At 41.3% G+C, this 19040-nt stretch carries 19 protein-coding genes; 14 read left to right on the top strand and 5 right to left on the bottom strand.

The window, feature by feature from the left end; translation table 11 throughout:
- Both G457_RS0100510 and G457_RS22115 read right to left on the bottom strand, forming a co-directional pair.
- Entirely contained in the window at positions 1–1923 is a 1923-nt protein-coding gene (locus G457_RS0100510; protein WP_026944721.1) for a M14 family metallopeptidase, read from the bottom strand.
- 80 nt (positions 1924–2003) lie between these two features.
- A complete protein-coding gene (locus tag G457_RS22115; protein WP_155847055.1) occupies positions 2004–2531 on the bottom strand; it encodes a hypothetical protein in 528 nt (175 codons plus the stop codon).
- 371 nt (positions 2532–2902) lie between these two features.
- Between G457_RS22115 and G457_RS0100500 the strand changes: the two genes are divergently transcribed.
- The 10 genes from G457_RS0100500 to G457_RS0100455 all read left to right on the top strand — a co-directional run bounded on the left by G457_RS0100500 (position 2903) and on the right by G457_RS0100455 (position 11428).
- Positions 2903–3379, top strand: coding sequence for an Lrp/AsnC ligand binding domain-containing protein (locus G457_RS0100500; RefSeq protein ID WP_024283199.1), 477 nt, complete (start codon positions 2903–2905; stop codon positions 3377–3379).
- 222 nt (positions 3380–3601) lie between these two features.
- The gene (gene sufB / locus G457_RS0100495; protein ID WP_026944720.1) at positions 3602–5047 is read left to right on the top strand and encodes a Fe-S cluster assembly protein SufB; all 1446 of its coding nucleotides are present in this window, start codon (positions 3602–3604) and stop codon (positions 5045–5047) included.
- A gap of 30 nt (positions 5048–5077) precedes the next feature.
- Positions 5078–5836, top strand: coding sequence for a Fe-S cluster assembly ATPase SufC (sufC, locus tag G457_RS0100490; RefSeq protein ID WP_026944719.1), 759 nt, complete (start codon positions 5078–5080; stop codon positions 5834–5836).
- A gap of 10 nt (positions 5837–5846) precedes the next feature.
- On the top strand, positions 5847–7112 hold the full coding sequence (gene sufD, locus G457_RS0100485) for a Fe-S cluster assembly protein SufD (RefSeq protein WP_026944718.1): 1266 nt from the start codon (positions 5847–5849) through the stop codon (positions 7110–7112).
- A 6-nt stretch (positions 7113–7118) separates the two neighbouring features.
- Complete coding sequence (locus G457_RS0100480; RefSeq protein WP_026944717.1) at positions 7119–8342, top strand: cysteine desulfurase; 1224 nt, start codon at positions 7119–7121, stop codon at positions 8340–8342.
- Positions 8339–8770 (top strand): SufE family protein, encoded by a 432-nt coding sequence (locus G457_RS0100475; RefSeq protein WP_026944716.1) that lies wholly within the window; start codon positions 8339–8341, stop codon positions 8768–8770. The genes G457_RS0100480 and G457_RS0100475 overlap by 4 nt, the downstream gene beginning before the upstream one ends.
- A 1-nt stretch (position 8771) precedes the next feature.
- A complete protein-coding gene (locus tag G457_RS0100470) occupies positions 8772–9089 on the top strand; it encodes an iron-sulfur cluster assembly protein (RefSeq protein ID WP_024283205.1) in 318 nt (105 codons plus the stop codon).
- A gap of 23 nt (positions 9090–9112) precedes the next feature.
- Positions 9113–9535, top strand: coding sequence for a BrxA/BrxB family bacilliredoxin (locus tag G457_RS0100465; protein WP_024283206.1), 423 nt, complete (start codon positions 9113–9115; stop codon positions 9533–9535).
- 242 nt (positions 9536–9777) lie between these two features.
- Positions 9778–11064, top strand: a complete 1287-nt coding sequence (locus G457_RS0100460; RefSeq protein WP_026944715.1) for a citrate synthase — start codon at positions 9778–9780, stop codon at positions 11062–11064.
- Between the two features lie 103 nt (positions 11065–11167).
- Entirely contained in the window at positions 11168–11428 is a 261-nt protein-coding gene (locus G457_RS0100455) for an acyl-CoA-binding protein (protein ID WP_024283208.1), read from the top strand.
- Positions 11429–11456: 28 nt separating this feature from the next.
- Here the strand turns inward: G457_RS0100455 and G457_RS0100450 are convergent, their stop codons facing one another.
- Together G457_RS0100450 and G457_RS0100445 are read right to left on the bottom strand one after the other, a co-directional pair.
- Positions 11457–12449, bottom strand: coding sequence for a bile acid:sodium symporter family protein (locus tag G457_RS0100450; RefSeq protein ID WP_026944714.1), 993 nt, complete (start codon positions 12447–12449; stop codon positions 11457–11459).
- Complete coding sequence (locus G457_RS0100445) at positions 12446–13198, bottom strand: TrmH family RNA methyltransferase (RefSeq protein WP_026944713.1); 753 nt, start codon at positions 13196–13198, stop codon at positions 12446–12448. Before G457_RS0100445 ends, G457_RS0100450 begins: the two co-directional genes overlap by 4 nt.
- A 19-nt stretch (positions 13199–13217) precedes the next feature.
- On the opposite strand from G457_RS0100445, the gene tamL reads away from it, so the two are divergent.
- The 4 genes from tamL (at position 13218) to G457_RS0100425 (ending at position 17447) form a co-directional block, all read left to right on the top strand.
- Positions 13218–15638, top strand: coding sequence for a translocation and assembly module lipoprotein TamL (gene tamL / locus G457_RS0100440; protein WP_026944712.1), 2421 nt, complete (start codon positions 13218–13220; stop codon positions 15636–15638).
- A gap of 8 nt (positions 15639–15646) precedes the next feature.
- On the top strand, positions 15647–16558 hold the full coding sequence (gene hemF / locus G457_RS0100435) for an oxygen-dependent coproporphyrinogen oxidase (RefSeq protein WP_026944711.1): 912 nt from the start codon (positions 15647–15649) through the stop codon (positions 16556–16558).
- The gene (locus G457_RS0100430; RefSeq protein ID WP_026944710.1) at positions 16555–17130 is read left to right on the top strand and encodes a phosphatase PAP2 family protein; all 576 of its coding nucleotides are present in this window, start codon (positions 16555–16557) and stop codon (positions 17128–17130) included. The genes hemF and G457_RS0100430 overlap by 4 nt, the downstream gene beginning before the upstream one ends.
- A gap of 86 nt (positions 17131–17216) precedes the next feature.
- Complete coding sequence (locus tag G457_RS0100425) at positions 17217–17447, top strand: hypothetical protein (protein WP_035482896.1); 231 nt, start codon at positions 17217–17219, stop codon at positions 17445–17447.
- Positions 17448–17481: 34 nt separating this feature from the next.
- Here G457_RS0100425 and G457_RS0100420 read toward each other — a convergent pair whose 3' ends face one another.
- On the bottom strand, positions 17482–18840 hold the full coding sequence (locus tag G457_RS0100420; RefSeq protein WP_026944708.1) for a transglutaminase-like domain-containing protein: 1359 nt from the start codon (positions 18838–18840) through the stop codon (positions 17482–17484).
- Positions 18841–19040 lie beyond the last annotated feature (200 nt).

The raw sequence follows: 19040 nt of genomic DNA, 5'->3' as shown, positions 1-19040 counted from the left end.
TCAATTATTTAGCGTAATTTCTTGACTGATAAATCCTCCACGCGTGGAAGACAGTTTGATTTTTCCGGTGACTTCTTCATCCATTTTTACTTCCACCCGGAAGGTCACTTTTTTTGTCTCTCCTTTCCCTGTATGTCCTGCATAAATTGTTTTATCGTAAAGCTCAGGAGATGTGATTTTCACTTTGGCATTTTCATACCCTTCCATCAGTTCCTTATCAAACTCCAGCGAGACACGATCTTCCTGAACAATCTTAACCAATTTGGCTTGCTCAAGGGCAACAGGCAATCCACCTACATTGGTCCAAGAAAGCGAAACCTCAAATACCCCATCGGATATTTTTTTGACCTCTGGAGTCTCTACTTTCAACTCAGGTAATCGTTGAGCCATAGCCAAATTGAACAAGGCTTGTTTTCTAGCCCAATCCTCAAGTTGCCAAGGTGGACCATTTTGTCCAAAGAATTTAGGATGAAAACCTCCAATCTCTACTTCGCCCAATTCAGGATGGGTGAAAGGTGTCCAAGATTTAAATCCACGGCCTCCGTTTTCCTCTTCATCCCATACAAGACCATCATAGTCATCATAGACCCCATCCCCATTATAATCTTTCATAGCCCCGTTGTTCCAGAGCTCATCACCATACCAAATGCTTCCGAAATAAAAGTAGCCAAAGTCAGGACCATGACCGAAAAGCGGAGAAGGCTTGAGTGGATCACCTGTCAATCGATTGACTTTGTAGCGAGTAGAATAAGTCTCGTAGACATCTCCAGCCCATGGATAGGCCGTATAGGAAAGTCCAAGCTCATCCATTTCCTTGTAAATCGCCAAGTCTTCAGGATACATTCGCTCCTCACTTTTGGAAGTGGATGGTGGACGAAGGTGCATGGGAACACGTGTATCCATGGAGTTGACCACAGAAATATTGGGATGGCTTAGAATCCACAATACAGTAGAGCGGGTTTCTGCTTCACTTAATGGGTATTGACCGGCACCATATTGAGTGTAGCCTCTTCCTGTAAGGTCTCCTCCGATATCCGGACGCCAATTTTCAGGGTAATTTCTATGAAGGTCCAAGCCTCCTACCCCATCTTCATTGTAATCTCCATCTCCATCATTGTCGATTCCTTCGGTGAAAACTAAATAATCACCTTGGCCGGCAAAAACACGCTTCATCAGCTTGCCGGATGGATGGTCGGGATTCACGATATAATTTGCTTTTTTCTTTTCCTCCTCCGTAGCGGCCATTTTGCGCATTTGATATATGATCCCATCTCCATCAAGATCTTCCTCGGGATCTTCGTCCACCAAACCATCTCTATCATTATCATGAGGTCTCACGGTGCTTCTGTTTCTCTGAGCCGAAAAAAGATAAAGGTTGGAACCGTCCGGGTTATTTTGTGGTCGGAGATAAATTGCTTTGGTGTCAATCAGATGAGTGATCTCTTCGTCCTTTCCGTAGTTTTCCAATAGGTGCTTGGTCAGCCAAAGAATAGATTCTGAGGAAGTGATTTCACCTGAATGTCTCCCTCCTTCGAAATAAGCAGCAGGCTTATCGGTATCCTTCCCTGTCTCCTTATTCGTGATCGTCATTTGGTAAATGGGCCTACCTTCAAATGAATAGCCGATCACATATAAATCTGTGATTTCTGGAAAGGCTGCGGCCCATTTTTCGTACCAATGGTACATCACATCAACAGTGTGATACTTATCAAAAGTAAGTTGGTCACCAGGGGTATATTCCACTTCAGGGAAAACCTCCTTTTTGAAAAAAGAAGGACCATGGCGTTCACCAGATACAGTGTAGTATTTTCCTTTTGAGTCTTTTTCAGGATAGGCTTTATCCTTTCGGAACTCCTTGACTTGGGCAAATCCCTGCCCTAAACCAAAAAAGGCTAAGAGTAAAAGTGTGAGTTGCTTATACATATTGGTGGCATTTTATTACTTGGCTAAGGTAAAAAAGCCAAGAAATCGATTCACCACCGTTTAAAAAAAATGTAGGAGAATTATTCTTTTCGAATTGTCAATTCGAAAGTCGTCGAATTGTAAGTTGGGTATCCTGGCACAGCCTTGCAAGCAGGCAATTTCCTGATTAAATAATCCATCCGCTCTTGCGTACCTTTATCCAATTCAGTTATGAACTCATAACCACTGACTTTTCCTCTAAAATCCACCTTGACCAAGACCTTCACCTCTTCATACTCTCTTGACTTTTTGGTGCGGAACAAAAATGGCGAGTAAGAGTCAATCATATCTAAGGTATACTCTGGCCAAACCCAACTAGAAGCAAGATCGCGAGCAATCTCTTTTTCCTTCACTGTCAAAGGCAAATAGGTCACTTCTTCGGAAGATACTATCTCCGCCTCTAAGTTTTCATAGGCTAAATTTCTGAAACTAACCTTATTGTAATTTACTTCAGCTTTGGAGACAATGCTTGCTGCCTGTGCGCTTGAAGGTTGAATTGGGTGAACACTAATCAATGTTACACTTAAAAACGCTACAAAAATCTTGATGGATAGGGCTGTTTTAGTCATGATTTTTAAAGGATTGCTCAAAAATACATTAAATTTTTTTTCGAATACAATTTTTTGCATTTTAAATTTTAGAAAGCCCAAACAAAAAAGTCCTGCCACCGGCAAGACTTTTTTCAGAATATAAACCCAAATATAACTTTAGAGATTAAAAGTCCGATTTTTAGCTGAAAATTCGGATTTTATTAATCACTTCAAAATTAAAAATAATCAAAAGCAATTAAATCCAAATTTTTTAAACGTATTCAAATCGGCTACAAATAAAAAATAAAATCGATTCAATTACAAATTGAAAAAATAATTTTGCATTATTTTGAACAATCTCTAATTTACAAGCAGTTTCGTTAAAAATCATCTAAAAACTATCTAAAAAGATGGACAAAAATTCAGATATCGATAATATAGATTTAAAAATTATCTCCTTACTCAATGAGGACGCAAAGACTCCCTACACCGAAATAGCCAAAAAAGTCTTTGTCTCATCCGGGACGGTTCACGTCAGGATGAAAAAGCTAGAGGATATGGGGATTGTGAAAAGTGCCACCTTAAATATAAACTTCACCAAACTTGGATATGACATCGCGGCTTTTTTGGGAATCTACCTGGAGAAAAGCTCCCTCTACGACACCGTCATTGAGCGACTCAAAGAGATATCTGAAGTTGTCAGCGCCTATTATACCACAGGCAACTATTCCATTTTTGCAAAAATCATCTGCCGAGATACCAACCACCTCAGAATGGTTCTGGACAAAATTCAAAAGGTAGAGGGCATAGACAGAACAGAAACCTTGATCGTTCTTGAAGAAAGTATCAATCGCCCGATTCAATTTTTCGATAAAGAAACAAAATAAAAATACTATTTGGACTAAATCTAAATAAAAAACTATCCTGTTTAAAAGCCTCTATTGGGGCTTTTTTTTATTTTTATTTAAACTGAATTTCAGCGTTTTTCTGCTCATTTTCATTGACAAACAGCATCCCTGATAGAATTTTCGTATAACCGGGAACATTATATTTTGATTATAAGTTGTACCTTCGCAAGCAAAATGTAATTAGTCTAAATAACTCGCCCCATGAGCAAAGACAATCAGATTTTAGAAGAGTTTACATCCAAAGAATATGAGCACGGCTGGTCCGTCAATTATGAAGCAGATGAAGCTCCTTTAGGCCTTAATGAAGAAATTATACGATGGATTTCCGCCAAAAAAGAAGAGCCTCAATGGCTTTTGGATTGGCGCTTGAAAGCTTTTCGCGCTTGGGAGGCTATGGAAGAGCCTGAATGGGCTAACGTCACCTACCCAAAGGTGGATTTCCAAAAGCTTCGATACTATTCAGCTCCTAAGCAAACCAAAAAGCCAAAATCATTGGACGAAATCGATCCTGAGTTATTGGCCATTTATGAGCGCTTAGGGATTTCATTGAATGAGCAAAAAAGGCTTCAGGGAATTGCAGTCGATGCAGTCTTGGATTCCGTGTCTGTAGCAACCACTTTCAAAGGCACACTTGCCAAGTTGGGAATCGTATTCTGCTCCTTTAGCGAAGCAGTAAAAGAACATCCCGAACTGGTGAAGAAATACTTGGGATCAGTAGTTCCCATGACAGATAACTATTATGCTGCTTTGAATTCAGCAGTATTTTCTGATGGATCATTTTGCTACATACCGAAAGGAGTCAGATGTCCGATGGAGCTATCCACCTACTTCCGTATCAATGCTGCCAATACAGGACAGTTTGAGCGAACTTTAATTGTAGCCGAGGACGAGTCTTACGTATCGTATTTGGAAGGCTGTACTGCCCCACAAAGAGATGAAAATCAACTTCATGCTGCCGTTGTAGAAATTTATGCAGGAGCACATGCTGAAGTAAAATACTCAACCGTACAGAACTGGTTCCCTGGAGACAAGGATGGAAAAGGCGGAATCTACAACTTCGTAACGAAGCGTGGAATCTGTGCCGGAGATCATTCTAAAATTTCTTGGACTCAGGTGGAGACTGGTTCTGCTGTGACTTGGAAGTATCCTTCTTGTATCCTTAAAGGAGACAATTCAATCGGTGAATTTTACTCTGTAGCTGTCACAAACAACATGCAGCAAGCTGATACAGGAACAAAAATGATCCATATCGGCAAGAATACTAAATCACGAATCGTATCGAAAGGTATTTCTGCAGGTAAATCTCAAAACTCCTACCGAGGACAGGTTCAAGTGATGAAACGTGCTTCCAACGCACGGAATTTTTCACAGTGTGATTCATTATTGATGGGTGATCGATGCGGAGCTCATACCTTCCCATACATTGATATCCAAAATCCAAGTGCCAAAGTAGAGCATGAGGCTACTACTTCTAAAATTGGAGAAGATCAAATTTTCTACTGTAATCAGCGTGGTATCAGCACAGAAGATGCAGTAGCCTTGATCGTCAATGGATACGCCAAAGAAGTATTGAATCAACTTCCTATGGAGTTTGCGGTAGAAGCTCAAAAGCTTCTTGCCTTGACCTTAGAAGGATCAGTAGGTTGATCCAGTAAAACCATTAGAAATAACACAACTATGCTAACGATAAAAAATCTGCATGCCGCAGTGGAAGGCACGCCTATTCTCAGAGGAATCAATCTCGAAGTAAAACCAGGTGAGGTTCACGCTATCATGGGACCAAATGGTTCTGGCAAATCTACGCTTGCTTCTGTTTTAGCAGGACGGGAAGAATATGAGGTTACTGAAGGAGAAGTAATTTTCAAGGGAAAAGATCTATTAGACTTGGCGCCGGAAGACCGTGCTAGAGAAGGAGTCTTTTTGGCATTTCAATACCCGGTAGAAATCCCCGGAGTATCTTCTACCAACTTCCTAAGAACAGCCCTAAACCAAGTACGTGAATATCGTGGTCAGGAGCCTTTGGACGCAGTAAAGTTTCTTTCCTTGATGAAGGAGAAAATGAAATTGGTTGAGATTGACCAAAAATTGCTTAGCCGTTCGCTCAATGAGGGATTCTCTGGAGGAGAAAAAAAGAGAAACGAAATTTTCCAAATGGCAATGCTAGAGCCCACGCTTTCCATTTTGGATGAAACAGACTCTGGTCTCGATATCGATGCACTTCGAATCGTATCGAATGGCGTCAACAAGCTGAAAAGCGCTGACACTGCTACTATCGTAGTAACTCACTACCAAAGGCTGTTAGAATACATTGTCCCTGATTACGTGCACGTGTTGTACAAAGGACAAATCGTCAAGTCAGGTACAAAAGACCTTGCGCTCGAACTGGAAGCGAAAGGGTATGACTGGATCAAAGAAGAAGTAGACGCTGCTGTATAAATCAATAAACATGAGCACTTTAGTAAAAGAAGATTTATTTGAGAATTTGCTTGAAAGCGCTCCCGCTAACTTCACGGAAGCCAGACAGACAGCGAAAAACTTATACCTAAAATCAGGTCTTCCTGCTCCAAAGGAAGAAGAGTATAAATTCACCGGAATCACCAAAAAGCTTGAAAAAAGCCTAGATAATTACAATCAAGCTAATCAGCTTTCGGTAGAAGAAAACCTGATCAAAGAATCTGTTTTTCAAGGATTTGAGGGAGATGTTTTGGTTTTTTCCAATGGAAAATTCCTTCAGGAAATGTCCTCCACTATCGAAGGCCTTGAAGTTTCTGATATTCTATCAAGCTCAGCGGAGATCGGTTCTATTGCCAAAGCAGAAAAAGATGCCTTTGCAGCTCTAAATCAAGCGAGCTTTTCAGGAGGAATCAGCATCAAAGTCCCTAAAAAGACCAAAATTGAAAAGCCCATCTTGCTGCTCTCTTTCAATGGAGCAAATGACGGGCAGGTTATCACGCCTCGATTCTGGATAGAAGTGGGTGATTTCTCAGAGGTTACTTTCCTAGATCAAAGTATCAGTATGGGAGAGGAAGCTTACTTTGTAAACAAAGTAGTTGAAATCAAAGGAGGACTAAACTCCCACATCAATTACTACAGACTACAAAACGAATCCAATCAGGCGATTGAGATCAGCAATATTGAGACAGATATTCAGTCTGATGCCCGATTTACTTCTGTGAATATTTCTCTTTCCGGAGATATGGTTAGAAATAACCTTAGCCTAAACCTTCTCGGCAGCAACTCGGAAGGAAATATGTACGGGATTTATTTGCTGAACGGAAAAACGCATGTAGATAATCATACCAATGTGGACCATACGATTCCGCATGCTGAGTCAAATGAGATGTATAAAGGTATTTTTGATGCTCAGTCCAGAGGAGTTTTCAACGGAAAGATTTTCGTAAGACAGGACGCACAAAAAACCAATGCATTCCAACAGAATAATAATGTCCTTCTTTCAGATGATGCCATTGTGAATACCAAACCACAACTGGAAATTTGGGCAGATGATGTTAAATGTTCCCATGGCTGTACGGTAGGTCAACTTGATGAAGAGGCTCTGTTTTATCTACAAGCTCGAGGGATCGGTAAGGTCCAAGCCAAAGGATTGCTTTTATATGCTTTTGCTGGAGAAGTGATGGAGAAAATTGAGGAAGAAAGCTTTAAAAACCATGTTGTCGGGCTGATCCAAGATCGTCTAGGCAGCAAATTCTAACAATACATGAGTTTTGATTTGGAAAAAATCAGAGGCCTGTTCCCTGTGCTTCACCAAGAAGTACATGGCAGGCCTTTGGTTTATTTTGATAATGCAGCCACTACCCAAAAGCCTCAGGCAGTTCTTGATGCTTTGAGGAATTACTACGAACACGACAATTCCAATATTCACCGAGGTGCGCACACCTTAGCAGATCGAGCAACACGCCATTACGAGGCTACTCGAGAAAAAGTCAAGGACTTTATCAATTCACGAGAGTCTGCTGAAGTAATTTTCACTAAGGGTACCACCGAAAGCATCAACTTGGTCGCTCAGACTTTTGGAAGAAAGTTTATCGGAAAAGATGACGAAATCATTATTTCCACCATGGAGCACCACTCCAATATTGTGCCTTGGCAGATGCTGTGTGAAGAAAAGGGAGCCAAACTTCGAGTGATTCCCATTCAAGAAAATGGAGAAATTGTCTTTGAGGAATTTGAAAAGCTGCTTAACCCAAAGACAAAACTCGTCAGCATCGTTCACGCTTCCAATGCCCTAGGCACGATCAATCCAGTCAAAAAAATCATCCAGTCAGCTCATGAAATTGGAGCTAAAGTGCTTTTGGATGGAGCCCAGTCTACTTCGCATTTAGAAATTGATGTGCAGGAACTAGACTGTGATTTCTTAGCCTTTTCGGCTCATAAGCTTTATGGACCTACTGGACTAGGCGTATTGTACGGGAAGCGGGAGATTCTGGAAGAAATGCCTCCCTTCCTTGGTGGTGGTGAAATGATCAAAGAAGTCAGCTTTGAAAAGACCACTTACAATGAAATCCCTTTCAAATTCGAAGCGGGGACGCCCAATATTGCCGATGTAATCGCATTTGGCCAGGCGCTGGATTTCATTCAGTCCCTTGGCAAAAAGCAGATCAAAGCGCATGAAGATAATCTTCTGAGCTATGCAAATCAGCTTACCAAAGATATAAAAGGCTTCATTCCGGTAGGGACTGCAGCGGACAAAGTTTCGGTCCTTTCTTTTAATATTCAAGGTATGCATCCTTTTGACCTAGGGCAAATGCTGGATGCGAGAGGAATCGCCGTGAGGACAGGGCATCACTGTACACAACCTTTGATGCATCGATTTGGAATTGAGGGAACTGTACGGGCTAGTTTTGCTGTTTACAACACCAAATCTGAAATCGAAAATATGGCGGAAGGAATCGCCAAAATTGCTAGAATCAAAAACAAATGAGTAGCATCAGTACCTTACAAGACGAAATTGTATCAGAGTTTGAAATCCTCGGTGAAGATCGGGAATCTACCATTTTTTATATCATGGAGTTAGGTGAAAAGCTACCTCAATTTCCAGCTGATGAACAAAAAGACGAGAACTTGATCAAAGGATGTCAATCCAAGGTTTGGTTGATCGCAGACGAGGAGAATGGGAAGGTCAGATATTTCGCTGATTCTAACACTGATATTACCAAGGGATTGATTTCACTGTTGATTCGCGTATTGGATAATCGCAGCCCAGAGGAAATCATTCAGGCAGATTTGAATTTTATCGACCGAATAGGAATGGGAAGTATCATCGGAAGCCAGCGTTCAAATGGACTGGCATCTATGATCCAACAAATGAAACGCTATGCGCTAGCGTATCAAACAAAATTGAACGCCTAACATGGAGGAAACCAAAACACAGACAAAAGAAAAGGTAATACAAGCCATCAAGCAGGTCTATGACCCTGAAATACCCGTAGATGTCTATGAGTTAGGCTTGATCTATGAGATCACCGTGTACCCGGTCAACAATGTGTATGTCTTGATGACTCTTACCTCACCGAATTGTCCCTCGGCGGAATTTATTCCTTCTGAGGTAAAGAATAAAATACAGCAGATTCAAGGTATCAACAATGTAGAAGTAGAGGTGACTTTCGATCCCCCCTACTCACAGGACATGATGTCAGAAGCTGCCAAACTTGAATTAGGATTTCTGTAAGTTTCAAATAATAAGTAAAGAATATGTATCCAGAAGAATTAATCGCACCGATGCGTGCAGAATTGACAGACGTCGGATTCGAAGAGTTCCGTACAGCTGATCAGGTAAGCGAGCACCTTAGCTCTGAGCATAAGGGTACCACCTTCGTGGTTATCAATTCAGTATGTGGTTGTGCAGCCGGAGCTGCAAGACCAGGTGTACGATATGCATTGGATAAGGCTGCAAAAAAGCCTAGTACACTTGCCACGGTTTTCGCTGGAAATGATCGCGATGCCGTCAATAAAATTAGAGAAATTGTATTGCCTTACCCTCCCTCTTCTCCAGCTATGGCCTTGTTCAAAGACGGAGAATTGGTACACTTCATTGAGCGTCACCATATCGAAGGTAGAAACGCCCAGATGATCGGAGACCATTTAGTCGAAGTTTTCGAACATTTTTGTGATTAAAATTAGCCCTTCGGGGCTTTTTTTACGTTTGGCAAAAAAGATATACCTCAGAATAAAAAACTGTCCGTATATCACCTTGCAAAAAAGCCTTCCAACCAAGTGAAGAATACCAAAACAGGCCCTTATCCTTTAGCACAATCAAAATACACCAAGTGTAAATAATCCTAAATAAAATAGGGGATTTTGTTAACTTATGGGCGATTATCAAGTTTTTGAAAGTAGTAATCCAAAAATAAACCTATATGTCTGAATCCGTAAAGCTGTCCTATAACGGACAAGATTTTGAATTTCCTGTCACAGTGGGAACCGAAAACGAACCTGCTATTGACGTTGCCAAGCTTCGAGGCTCAACTGGCTTAATCACCCTAGATCCAGGTTACAAAAACACCGGTTCTACTACCAGTGCCATCACATTTTTGGACGGGGAAAAAGGTATTCTTCGCTACAGAGGATATCGTATCGAGGACTTGGCCGAAAAATCTACTTTTCTTGAAGTGGCTTACTTACTTATCTATGGTGAGCTTCCTACTCAAGATCAATTTGAAGCTTTCTCCAGTGAAGTAACTCACCATACATTGGTGCATGAGGATATTAAAAAGATTTTGGACGGATTCCCATCCAATGCCCATCCAATGGGTGTACTATCCTCTTTGATCTGTTCACTTTCTGCTTTTTATCCAGAGTCGCTTAATCCAAACAGATCCGAAGATGAAGTAAACTTGAGCATCATCAGGCTGATTGCGAAAATGCCAACTTTTGCTGCTTGGGCATATAAAAATGAAATGGGACATCCAGTAAACTATCCAGACAATACTTTGGATTACTGTTCCAACTTCTTGAAAATGATGTTTGCACTTCCTGCTGAGAAGTATGATGTAGACCCAGTGGTAGCAAAGGCTTTGGATCAACTTCTAATCCTTCACGCTGATCACGAGCAAAACTGTTCTACCTCTACCGTACGAATTGTAGGTTCTTCCCAGGCATCTATTTACGCTTCTATCTCTGCAGGAATAAATGCTCTTTGGGGACCTCTACACGGTGGCGCTAACCAATCAGTGATCGAAATGCTTGAGGCGATCAAAGCCGACGGTGGAGATGCTAAAAAGTATTTAGATAAGGCGAAGGATAAAAACGATCCTTTCCGTCTTATGGGCTTTGGACACCGCGTTTACAAAAACTTTGATCCGCGAGCTCGAATCATCAAGAAAGCTGCTGACGATGTGCTAGAAAAGCTAGGCGTTAAAGATCCAGTTTTAGATATCGCAAAAGAACTCGAATATGCTGCGCTAAATGATCAGTACTTTATCGATAGAAAGCTGTATCCAAACGTAGATTTCTACTCAGGAATCATCTACCGAGCGCTAGGTATTCCTACCGACATGTTTACGGTGATGTTTGCCTTGGGTCGTCTCCCAGGATGGATCGCTCAGTGGAAAGAAATGCGTGAGAATGGAGAGCCAATCGGAAGACCGCGTCAGGTTTATGTTGGTGCAAACGAGCGCGACTACGTTTCCATGAACAAGCGATAAGCTTTATTGACCAATATCAAAGGCCAACTTCAAAAGTTGGCCTTTTTTATGCCCTATCTTTGAGGATAATTAGAATCCTAAATCATTTTATCCAAGTACATAAATGAAACCAACTACACTTGAAGAGGCAGTAGCGATTACTAAGAAATTCACCTCTAGACCTTCAAATGAAGAACTTTTGAAATTATATGCCCTTTACAAACAGGCTACAGAAGGTGATAATGAAACCGAACGTCCAGGAGGATTTGACTTCAAAGCAGCTGCCAAGTACAATGCATGGTTGAACCTGAAAGGACTTTCCAAAACTGAAGCTGAAAGTCAGTATTTGGAGCTAGTCGAAAAACTATCCGAAAAACATATTTAAAATTTTGAGCCCGATAAAACGGGCTTTTTTATTGGAAGTTTTTCCTTCCAAACCACTCCGCCAAAGATGACCCAATCAAGAGCTGCTGGAAATGATAAAGCATCACGGGGAGTAATACCAGTCCCAAAACAGCAGGATCTGGAAACATAACTTTTCCAATAACAACTCCATGTACCAAGGATTTTTTGGATCCACAAAAAAGTGCTGTTATCCTATCCTTGATAGAAAAACCGAGAAGGCGTGAAACCAACTCAATCGACAATAGCACCATCAGAAAAAGTATAAGCATCAAAAAGGCTATTTTCAAAAGACTTAACCAGGAATAAGATTGAAATATTTTCTGGTAAAAGCTATCTGAAAAAGCGGTGAATACAATCATCATTATAATCGCCTGATCGAGATATTTCAGTCTTTTAAGATGCGATCTGATCAATGGAAATAACTTTCCGTGTAATAAAACACCAGCAAAAACCGGCAAGATGACCTTAATGGTCAAATCCACAAAGGTAGGCCAGAAATCCACCTCACCCTGTCCGAGGTTTTCAGCCAAAATACCCATCCAGGCAGGGGTAATTACCACCCCTAGTAAACCTGAAATACTTGCATTGAAAATGGCGGCAGGAACATTTCCACCCGCAATATTAACCATTACTACAGAGGCACTGACCGTGGAAGGCAAAGCAGCTAAATAACTAATACCCAACTCGAAATCTTGATCAACCCAGGGCAACCACCTGAATATCAGCAGAACTAAAAAGGGAAAAACAATGAAGGTGAAAAGCTGAATCGTCAGATGCAATTTCCAATTTGACAAGCCCTCCATAAACTGCCTTGGATTTAGCTTGACTCCATAAAAGAAAAAAACCAATGCTATCCCGCCATTGATCCAAGGCTTCCAATGAATAGGGCCTTCTGAACTTCCTAATTTTGGGAAAAGCCAAGCCAAAAAAATGGCTAAGATCAAGCCCAATAAAAAGTTATTGAATCCGACTTTCTGGAGCAGCTTTTTGACTTTTTTCATTTCCAGGAGCTAATTCTTTTGAGGTTGTCACAAAGAATAGCTGTGGCAACCGCTACATTGAGTGATTCAGCTTGACCGAAGGCGGGAATAGCTAGTTTTTTGCTGATAAAGGGTTCCAGCTCTTGAGAAACTCCATTTGATTCATTCCCCATCAATATAACTCCGGATGCGAAAGATTGGATGGAATGGACATTTTCTCCATCCATAAATGCTCCATAGACGGGTAAATTCAACGCTGACAAAACTTCTGCTAAATCACAGTAGTAAAAATTAACCCTTGTGAAGGAACCCATCGTTGATTGTATCACTTTAGGATTATAGAAATCGGCCGTTTGTTTGGAAAAGAGTAAATTTTTGATTCCATACCAATCAGCGATGCGGATGATCGTACCCAAATTTCCCGGATCCCGTACATCGTCTAAAGCCAGAACCCAATCTGAGGATTGGATTTCCGGCAATTGATTTTCTTTCATTCGGACCAAAGCGATCGCCGAGTCATTACTCTGATACTGGCCCATACTTTCGAGTTGTGCAGGGGTAGCTAGCTCAAAGGATACCTTAGCTTGGCGGAGCCGTTCTCCATAGGTGTCCAAGAATTCATGAGTTGCATAAACACAATCGGTCACAAAGGAGGATTCCAATAGCTCCAAAACGCTTTTTCTGCCCTCCACAAAGAACTGCTGATGGGCAATTCGGTATTTCTTTTGATGTAAGGATTTAAAAAACTTAATTGTATTTTTGCTTAGCATGTCGTCTGATTACACCATTTTGAAGAGCTCCAAATATATACTTTTTCTTTTGCTGCTTGGACTATCATTTGGATGCTCACTCACCAAAAATCTTCAAGAGAATGAATATGCGCTTTTTGAGAATGAGCTAAAAGGCATCGAAAAAGCCGATGAAGAACGATTGTCTGCTCTCCTTCAGCCTGAAACGAACTTTCGCATTCCTCTTCTGAATGTTTCTCCGGGCGTATCCATTTATCGAATTGGCCGTTCGTTTTTCGACAGTAGCAAAGTGGCAGAAAAAAGAAAAAACTTTGAGGCCGAACTCCAGTCTTTAGAAGAAAAAGAGGAGGTTGACTCTTTAAGCCGAAAAGAAGAAAAACGTATCGAAAAAGTCTCTGGCCGAATTGAAAGTTTGAAGTACAAGGAAGAATATGGGAATGGACTGATGCGAACCGGCAATCCAGTGACGCGCTTGGATTCCACCACTATCAAAAACACGACCCAAAATCTTTCTGGTTACCTTAACAACAATGGTTTCTTTGAATCAAAGGTGGATTTTGAGGTAAAGACCAAAAAGAAAAAAGCCTATGTCACTTATGAAATTGAGGAAGGGCCACTCTACCTGATCGACTCTGTCTACACCCGGACAGACAACGAAGAAATAATCAAACTACTCAATCAATCAAAGCAAAGAAGCCTTCTAAAAACAGGCAAAGCTTATGCTCAGGATGACATTACTGCAGAGAGAAACCGAGTAGAAGAGCTCCTGAAAAACAATGGTTTCTACATGTTTACCAAGACCTATCTAGAATACCTGGTCTACATGGATACCGTCGCAAAAACCGTTAAAATCAGTCAGGAGATCCAAAAACCAACCTTTGCTGAAAAACATATAGTCTATTCCTTGGATGAAATCAACTTTCGCGTCAACCCACCATCCAATGAATTTGCTGACCAACAGGTGAATGTAGAGTACAATGGAATTGACTTTTCTTTTTATCGAGACAGGTATTCTGAAAAGATTCTTGATTCAAGAGTCCTGTTTGAAAAAGGGAGTACCTACCAAAGAAATATGGTCATCGAGAGTCAAAAACAGCTCAGCAATCTTGACCTATTTCGCTTTGTCAACATCACCTTTGACACCTTAGGCAACTCACTGACTGCTAACATATTCACTCAGCCAGCAGAAAAATATCAATTAACCAATCAGGTAGGTCTAAGCATTACAGAGCAGCTACCGGGGCCATTTTTCAGTACTTCCCTTCGAAACAGAAACTTTTTCAGAGGTGGAGAAATCCTCGAATTCAATTTCAGAGCAGGTTTGGAAGGAGTGGCATCAGCCACAAATCAAGGAGTTTATCAAAGTCGGGAACTGGGCATCTCTTCTTCAGTGATTTTCCCTCGGTTTTTAGTCCCATTTTACCCATCGAGCTTGAGGAAATTCGGACGATATAACCCAAACACCCGAGTTCAGATTGGTTATAATTATACCAACCGGCCTGAGTATACACGAACCAGTTTCAACGGAAAACTCGCCTACACATGGGCTACGCTGAATAATCGGCAGCAGTTCACCGTGAATGTAGCCGATCTAAACTACATTCAGACGCCTGCCATCACTCCAGAGTTTGGAGAAATCCTGCTAGACCTTGCCAATCAAGGAAACAATCTGATTTGGTCATTTTTACCTTCCTACATCAGCAGTATTTCAGGCCAGTCTATTATTAATTTCAATAGCTATGGAAACTTCAGGAACCGTCCCTCCTCCATGCTTAGACTTTTTGTAGAAAGTGGCGGTACGCTGCTAAATTTTCGGGATATACCGACGAACAGTGAGGAAACCGAAATCGCTAATTTCCAGTGGTTGAAGTTACAGGCAGACTTCAGAAGGTACTATCCTTTGGACGAAAAACAAACATTGGCCTACCGGCTAAATTTTGGAATAGCCCAACCATATGGTGTCAGTAATGGGATTCTTCCTTACGAAAAATATTTCTTTGCGGGAGGTGGAACTAGTATCCGGGCTTGGCAAGCCAGACGACTTGGCCCTGGTAGCTCAAACCCTCGAAGAGGTCCAGAAGGCGAGTATGATTACCCTTTTGAAGAGCCAGCAGAAATGATCATCGAATCCATGCTGGAATACCGGAGAAATTTATTCAGCTATTTCGACATGGCTTTATTTTTGGACATCGGAAACTCCTGGGTCATCGGAGTGGATCAAACTAGACCGGGAGCCGACTTCCGTTTCGATCGATTTTACAAAGAACTGGCAGTAGGTTCAGGCATTGGACTCCGGATGGATTTTGATTTCCTGATTATCCGATTGGACCTTGCTACGAAAGCAATTGACCCCGCTCAGCCTGAAGGAGAGCGTTGGGTTTTAGACAATATTTCATTCAGACGACCTTTTGGGGTCAGAGGGCAGACCGTATTCAATTTTGGGATCGGTTACCCTTTCTAAAATTAGTTATGGCTAGAAAAACAAAAGAAGAAATTGCGCTGATTTACCAGCAAATGCAGGATCATATTTGTGCCAAACTCGAAGAATATGACGGTCAGGGCCATTTTATGGAAGATAAATGGGACCGTGCGCAAGGAGGTGGCGGGAGAACCAGGATTTTCAAAAATGGTCAAATAATCGAGAAAGGAGGAGTGGCTTTTTCTGCAGTTCATGGACCGACACCTGAAAAGATTTTGGCGAAACTAGGTCTTGAAAAAGCTGACTTTTTTGCCACTGGAGTTTCCATTGTTTTGCATCCATTTAGTCCCATGGTTCCGATCATCCATATGAATATCAGGTATTTCGAAATGGATAATGGTGTTCATTGGTTTGGTGGGGGAATTGATTTGACTCCCCACTACATTGTGCCTGAAGATGCCCAATACTTTCATCAAGAAGTGAAAAAGACCTGCGACGCATTCGACCAGACTTACTACCCAAAATTCAAAACATGGGCAGATGATTATTTCTATTTGAAGCACCGCAATGAAACCCGGGGGATTGGAGGGATTTTCTATGATCGCCTTTCGGGTAAATCAGATGCTGATTTTGAGCAAATTCTTCAATTCAGCTTAGCTTTAGGACGGCTCTTTCCTGAAGTTTATGGTCATTTTATGAAGAAAAACTCCCGCATCAGTTTTGGAGAAAATGAGAAAAGATGGCAGAGCCTCCGCCGTGGTCGCTATGTGGAATTTAATCTTGTGTGGGACGCAGGTACTAAGTTTGGACTAGATACAAATGGCCGAACAGAGAGTATTTTGATGAGTATGCCTCCACAAGCAGAGTGGACCTACATGCATGAACCTATTGTAGGAAGTCAGGAGGAGTTTACGCTGAACCACTTGAAGAAAGATATTGACTGGCTAAACTTTCCTACATGATTGAGCAATTGTCAATATGGGACGAGCAGCTGTTTTTATGGCTAAATTCCTTTCATACAGATTGGCTGGATCCCATTGTATTTCAGCTTACAAAAACCGTCACCTGGCTCCCTTTATTCTTATTCTTGATCTATAAGATTTATCGCTATGACCCCAAAAACAGTTGGTGGGTCTTTGGCGGGGTCGCTCTGACCATATTATTTGCGGATCAGGTTACTTCAAGCTTTATGAAACCCTTTTTCGAGCGACTCCGACCCTGTCACGATGCTCGCTGGGAAGGCTTGATTCACAATTATGAAAGATGTGGTGGGCTGTATGGATTCGCATCCTCGCATGCTGCCAACACTTTTGGCATGGCCACTTTTCTCAACTTAAAAATGAGAAAGAAAGTCCCTTATTTCGGTTGGCTTTTCTTATATGCGGCTTTGGTCAGCTACACTAGAATCTACCTTGGAGTGCATTATCCATTTGACCTGTTTGTTGGAGCTTTGATTGGAATGGCATCAGCTTATCTTGTTTGGTTTATGATTGTCTATGTAAAACGAGAAGTAGTCAAAAAAATCCTTCGATAATTGAATCCTGCAAATAAGAGTTAAGCGCATTTCATTGCATTATTCAAAGCTTCCTTATAATTTCACAAAAAACCATCAACATTATCATGAAAAAAATCAAATCACTCCTGACACTCGGCTTAGCCTTTAGTTTTCTGGCAGCCACAACATTGACATCCTGCGGAGGCAAAAAAGAAGAAAGTCAAGAAGCTGCTACTGAACAACCTGCTGAAAGCAGTGAGCATCCCTCTGACGGAGGCGAGCATCCCACTGATAGCTCCGAACACCCATCTGAAGGTGGAGAACATCCATCGAATGAGCATCCTGACAATGATTAAACAAAAAACGGGTCTTTTAGGACCCGTTTCTGTTTTAAGAATTTTCACTTCTCTGGAAGGTGAACTTTGATGGCGCTTTGACTTCCTTACCATCGATCTCCAGATAGGGAAAAGCTATAAAATTAATTGGGCCTTCTTGTGGGCCTGGATTTACTTGTAAATCACGTCCCCTGCTGAGTTCAATTCGGTTGGCCGGATGCCTTCCAAAGTAATAAGTTGCCAATGCGGTGTACTTATTAGCCTCTGAGATATCCACAGGCCACCACTTTCCATCTGCATAAAATTCCGCCCAACAATGATACCCATCAATTCCTCCCTCATTCCTATCCGAGGGGATGGATGCTCCGATTGCAAAACGAGCAGGAATATCTACAGATCTAGCCAAGGAAATAAAGAAGGAATGAAATTCTGAACAATTACCAGTTTTGGAATCGCAGGCATAGTTTGAATCGCCGTTTCCATAGTCTCCAAACTTCATGTACCGCATATTGTCAATAATATAATCATACAATGCTCTTGCTTGGATAAGCTTGGAATCATTGATTTTTGACCCTAGTACCTCTTTAGCAATCTCTTCAAAGCGACCACCTTTAGGCATCAGACGATTGGAGGCAAGGTATAAATCTGGATTCGGGCTTGGTGCCTCATACGGTCCTTTTTCCTTCCGCTTGACAGCATAAGAAAACTTGATTTCCTTACCACTATCTGTAGGCCCTAATTCAAAATAGACAAACTTATTACCATATTCCTGATCTTCTATTTCCACCGTCTCACCCGCAAGCTCCATTTCCAACACTTCCACTTGCTGATAATGATCTGAGATAGGAACCGGAACCCACATTCGTGCTTCCGATTGAAGTTCAGGAACACTGATATGATAAAAAAACTGGAATTCATCACTTCCCTCTACTACACCCAATAATCGGTTGGTAGACTCATCTAGAGGTACTCGATACCAAGTTTTATCTTCTTTATTTTGCTTCCATGAGTAGAATGGCTTCCCATTGAGTTTGTGCACGGTAGTTTCTGTGACGGTCATAGCACCGGGCTTTCCTTCCATGAAAAAGTCCACATCATATACATCTCCACTTTCATCCACCAAGTCTACGCAAGCAAAGTGTGTTTCAGGGCCAAGATTTGAGAGATACTCTGTATGTACTCGGACTAATTTCATTTTCAAATCATGATTCTCATCCTTTACCGGAAAAACCCCTCCATTTTCAGTTGTTTTCTGATCGATAAATGCCTTAATCCCAGCTTCAATCTCTGCAATTGAGACTTTCTCAATTTTTTGAACTGATTCTATTTCTTGCTCCTCACTCGATTGACAGCTTGTGAAAACTACAATTAAGCCCAGTAGCAATACGATAGGCAATGAATTAAACTTGAACATAGGATGATGAATATCTTTATTTTCAAAGGTAGAAAAATTCAATGAAGCTCGTCAAAAGCAGTATCCAATGTTAAGTTTTTCCCGATTGCCAAAAACTTAACATACATTTTTGCCATGTTAAGTAAATATTATCTTATCATTGCGCGATCATTAACAAAGCGGAAAATTGAACCCGATATACCTTTTTGTAGTCATTGCAA

It is taken from the genome of Algoriphagus marincola DSM 16067, assembly GCF_000429405.1.
Classification (GTDB): Bacteria; Bacteroidota; Bacteroidia; order Cytophagales; family Cyclobacteriaceae; genus Algoriphagus; species Algoriphagus marincola.
Note: the sequence above shows the minus strand (reverse complement) of the source record. Positions and strands in the feature narration are given on the sequence as shown.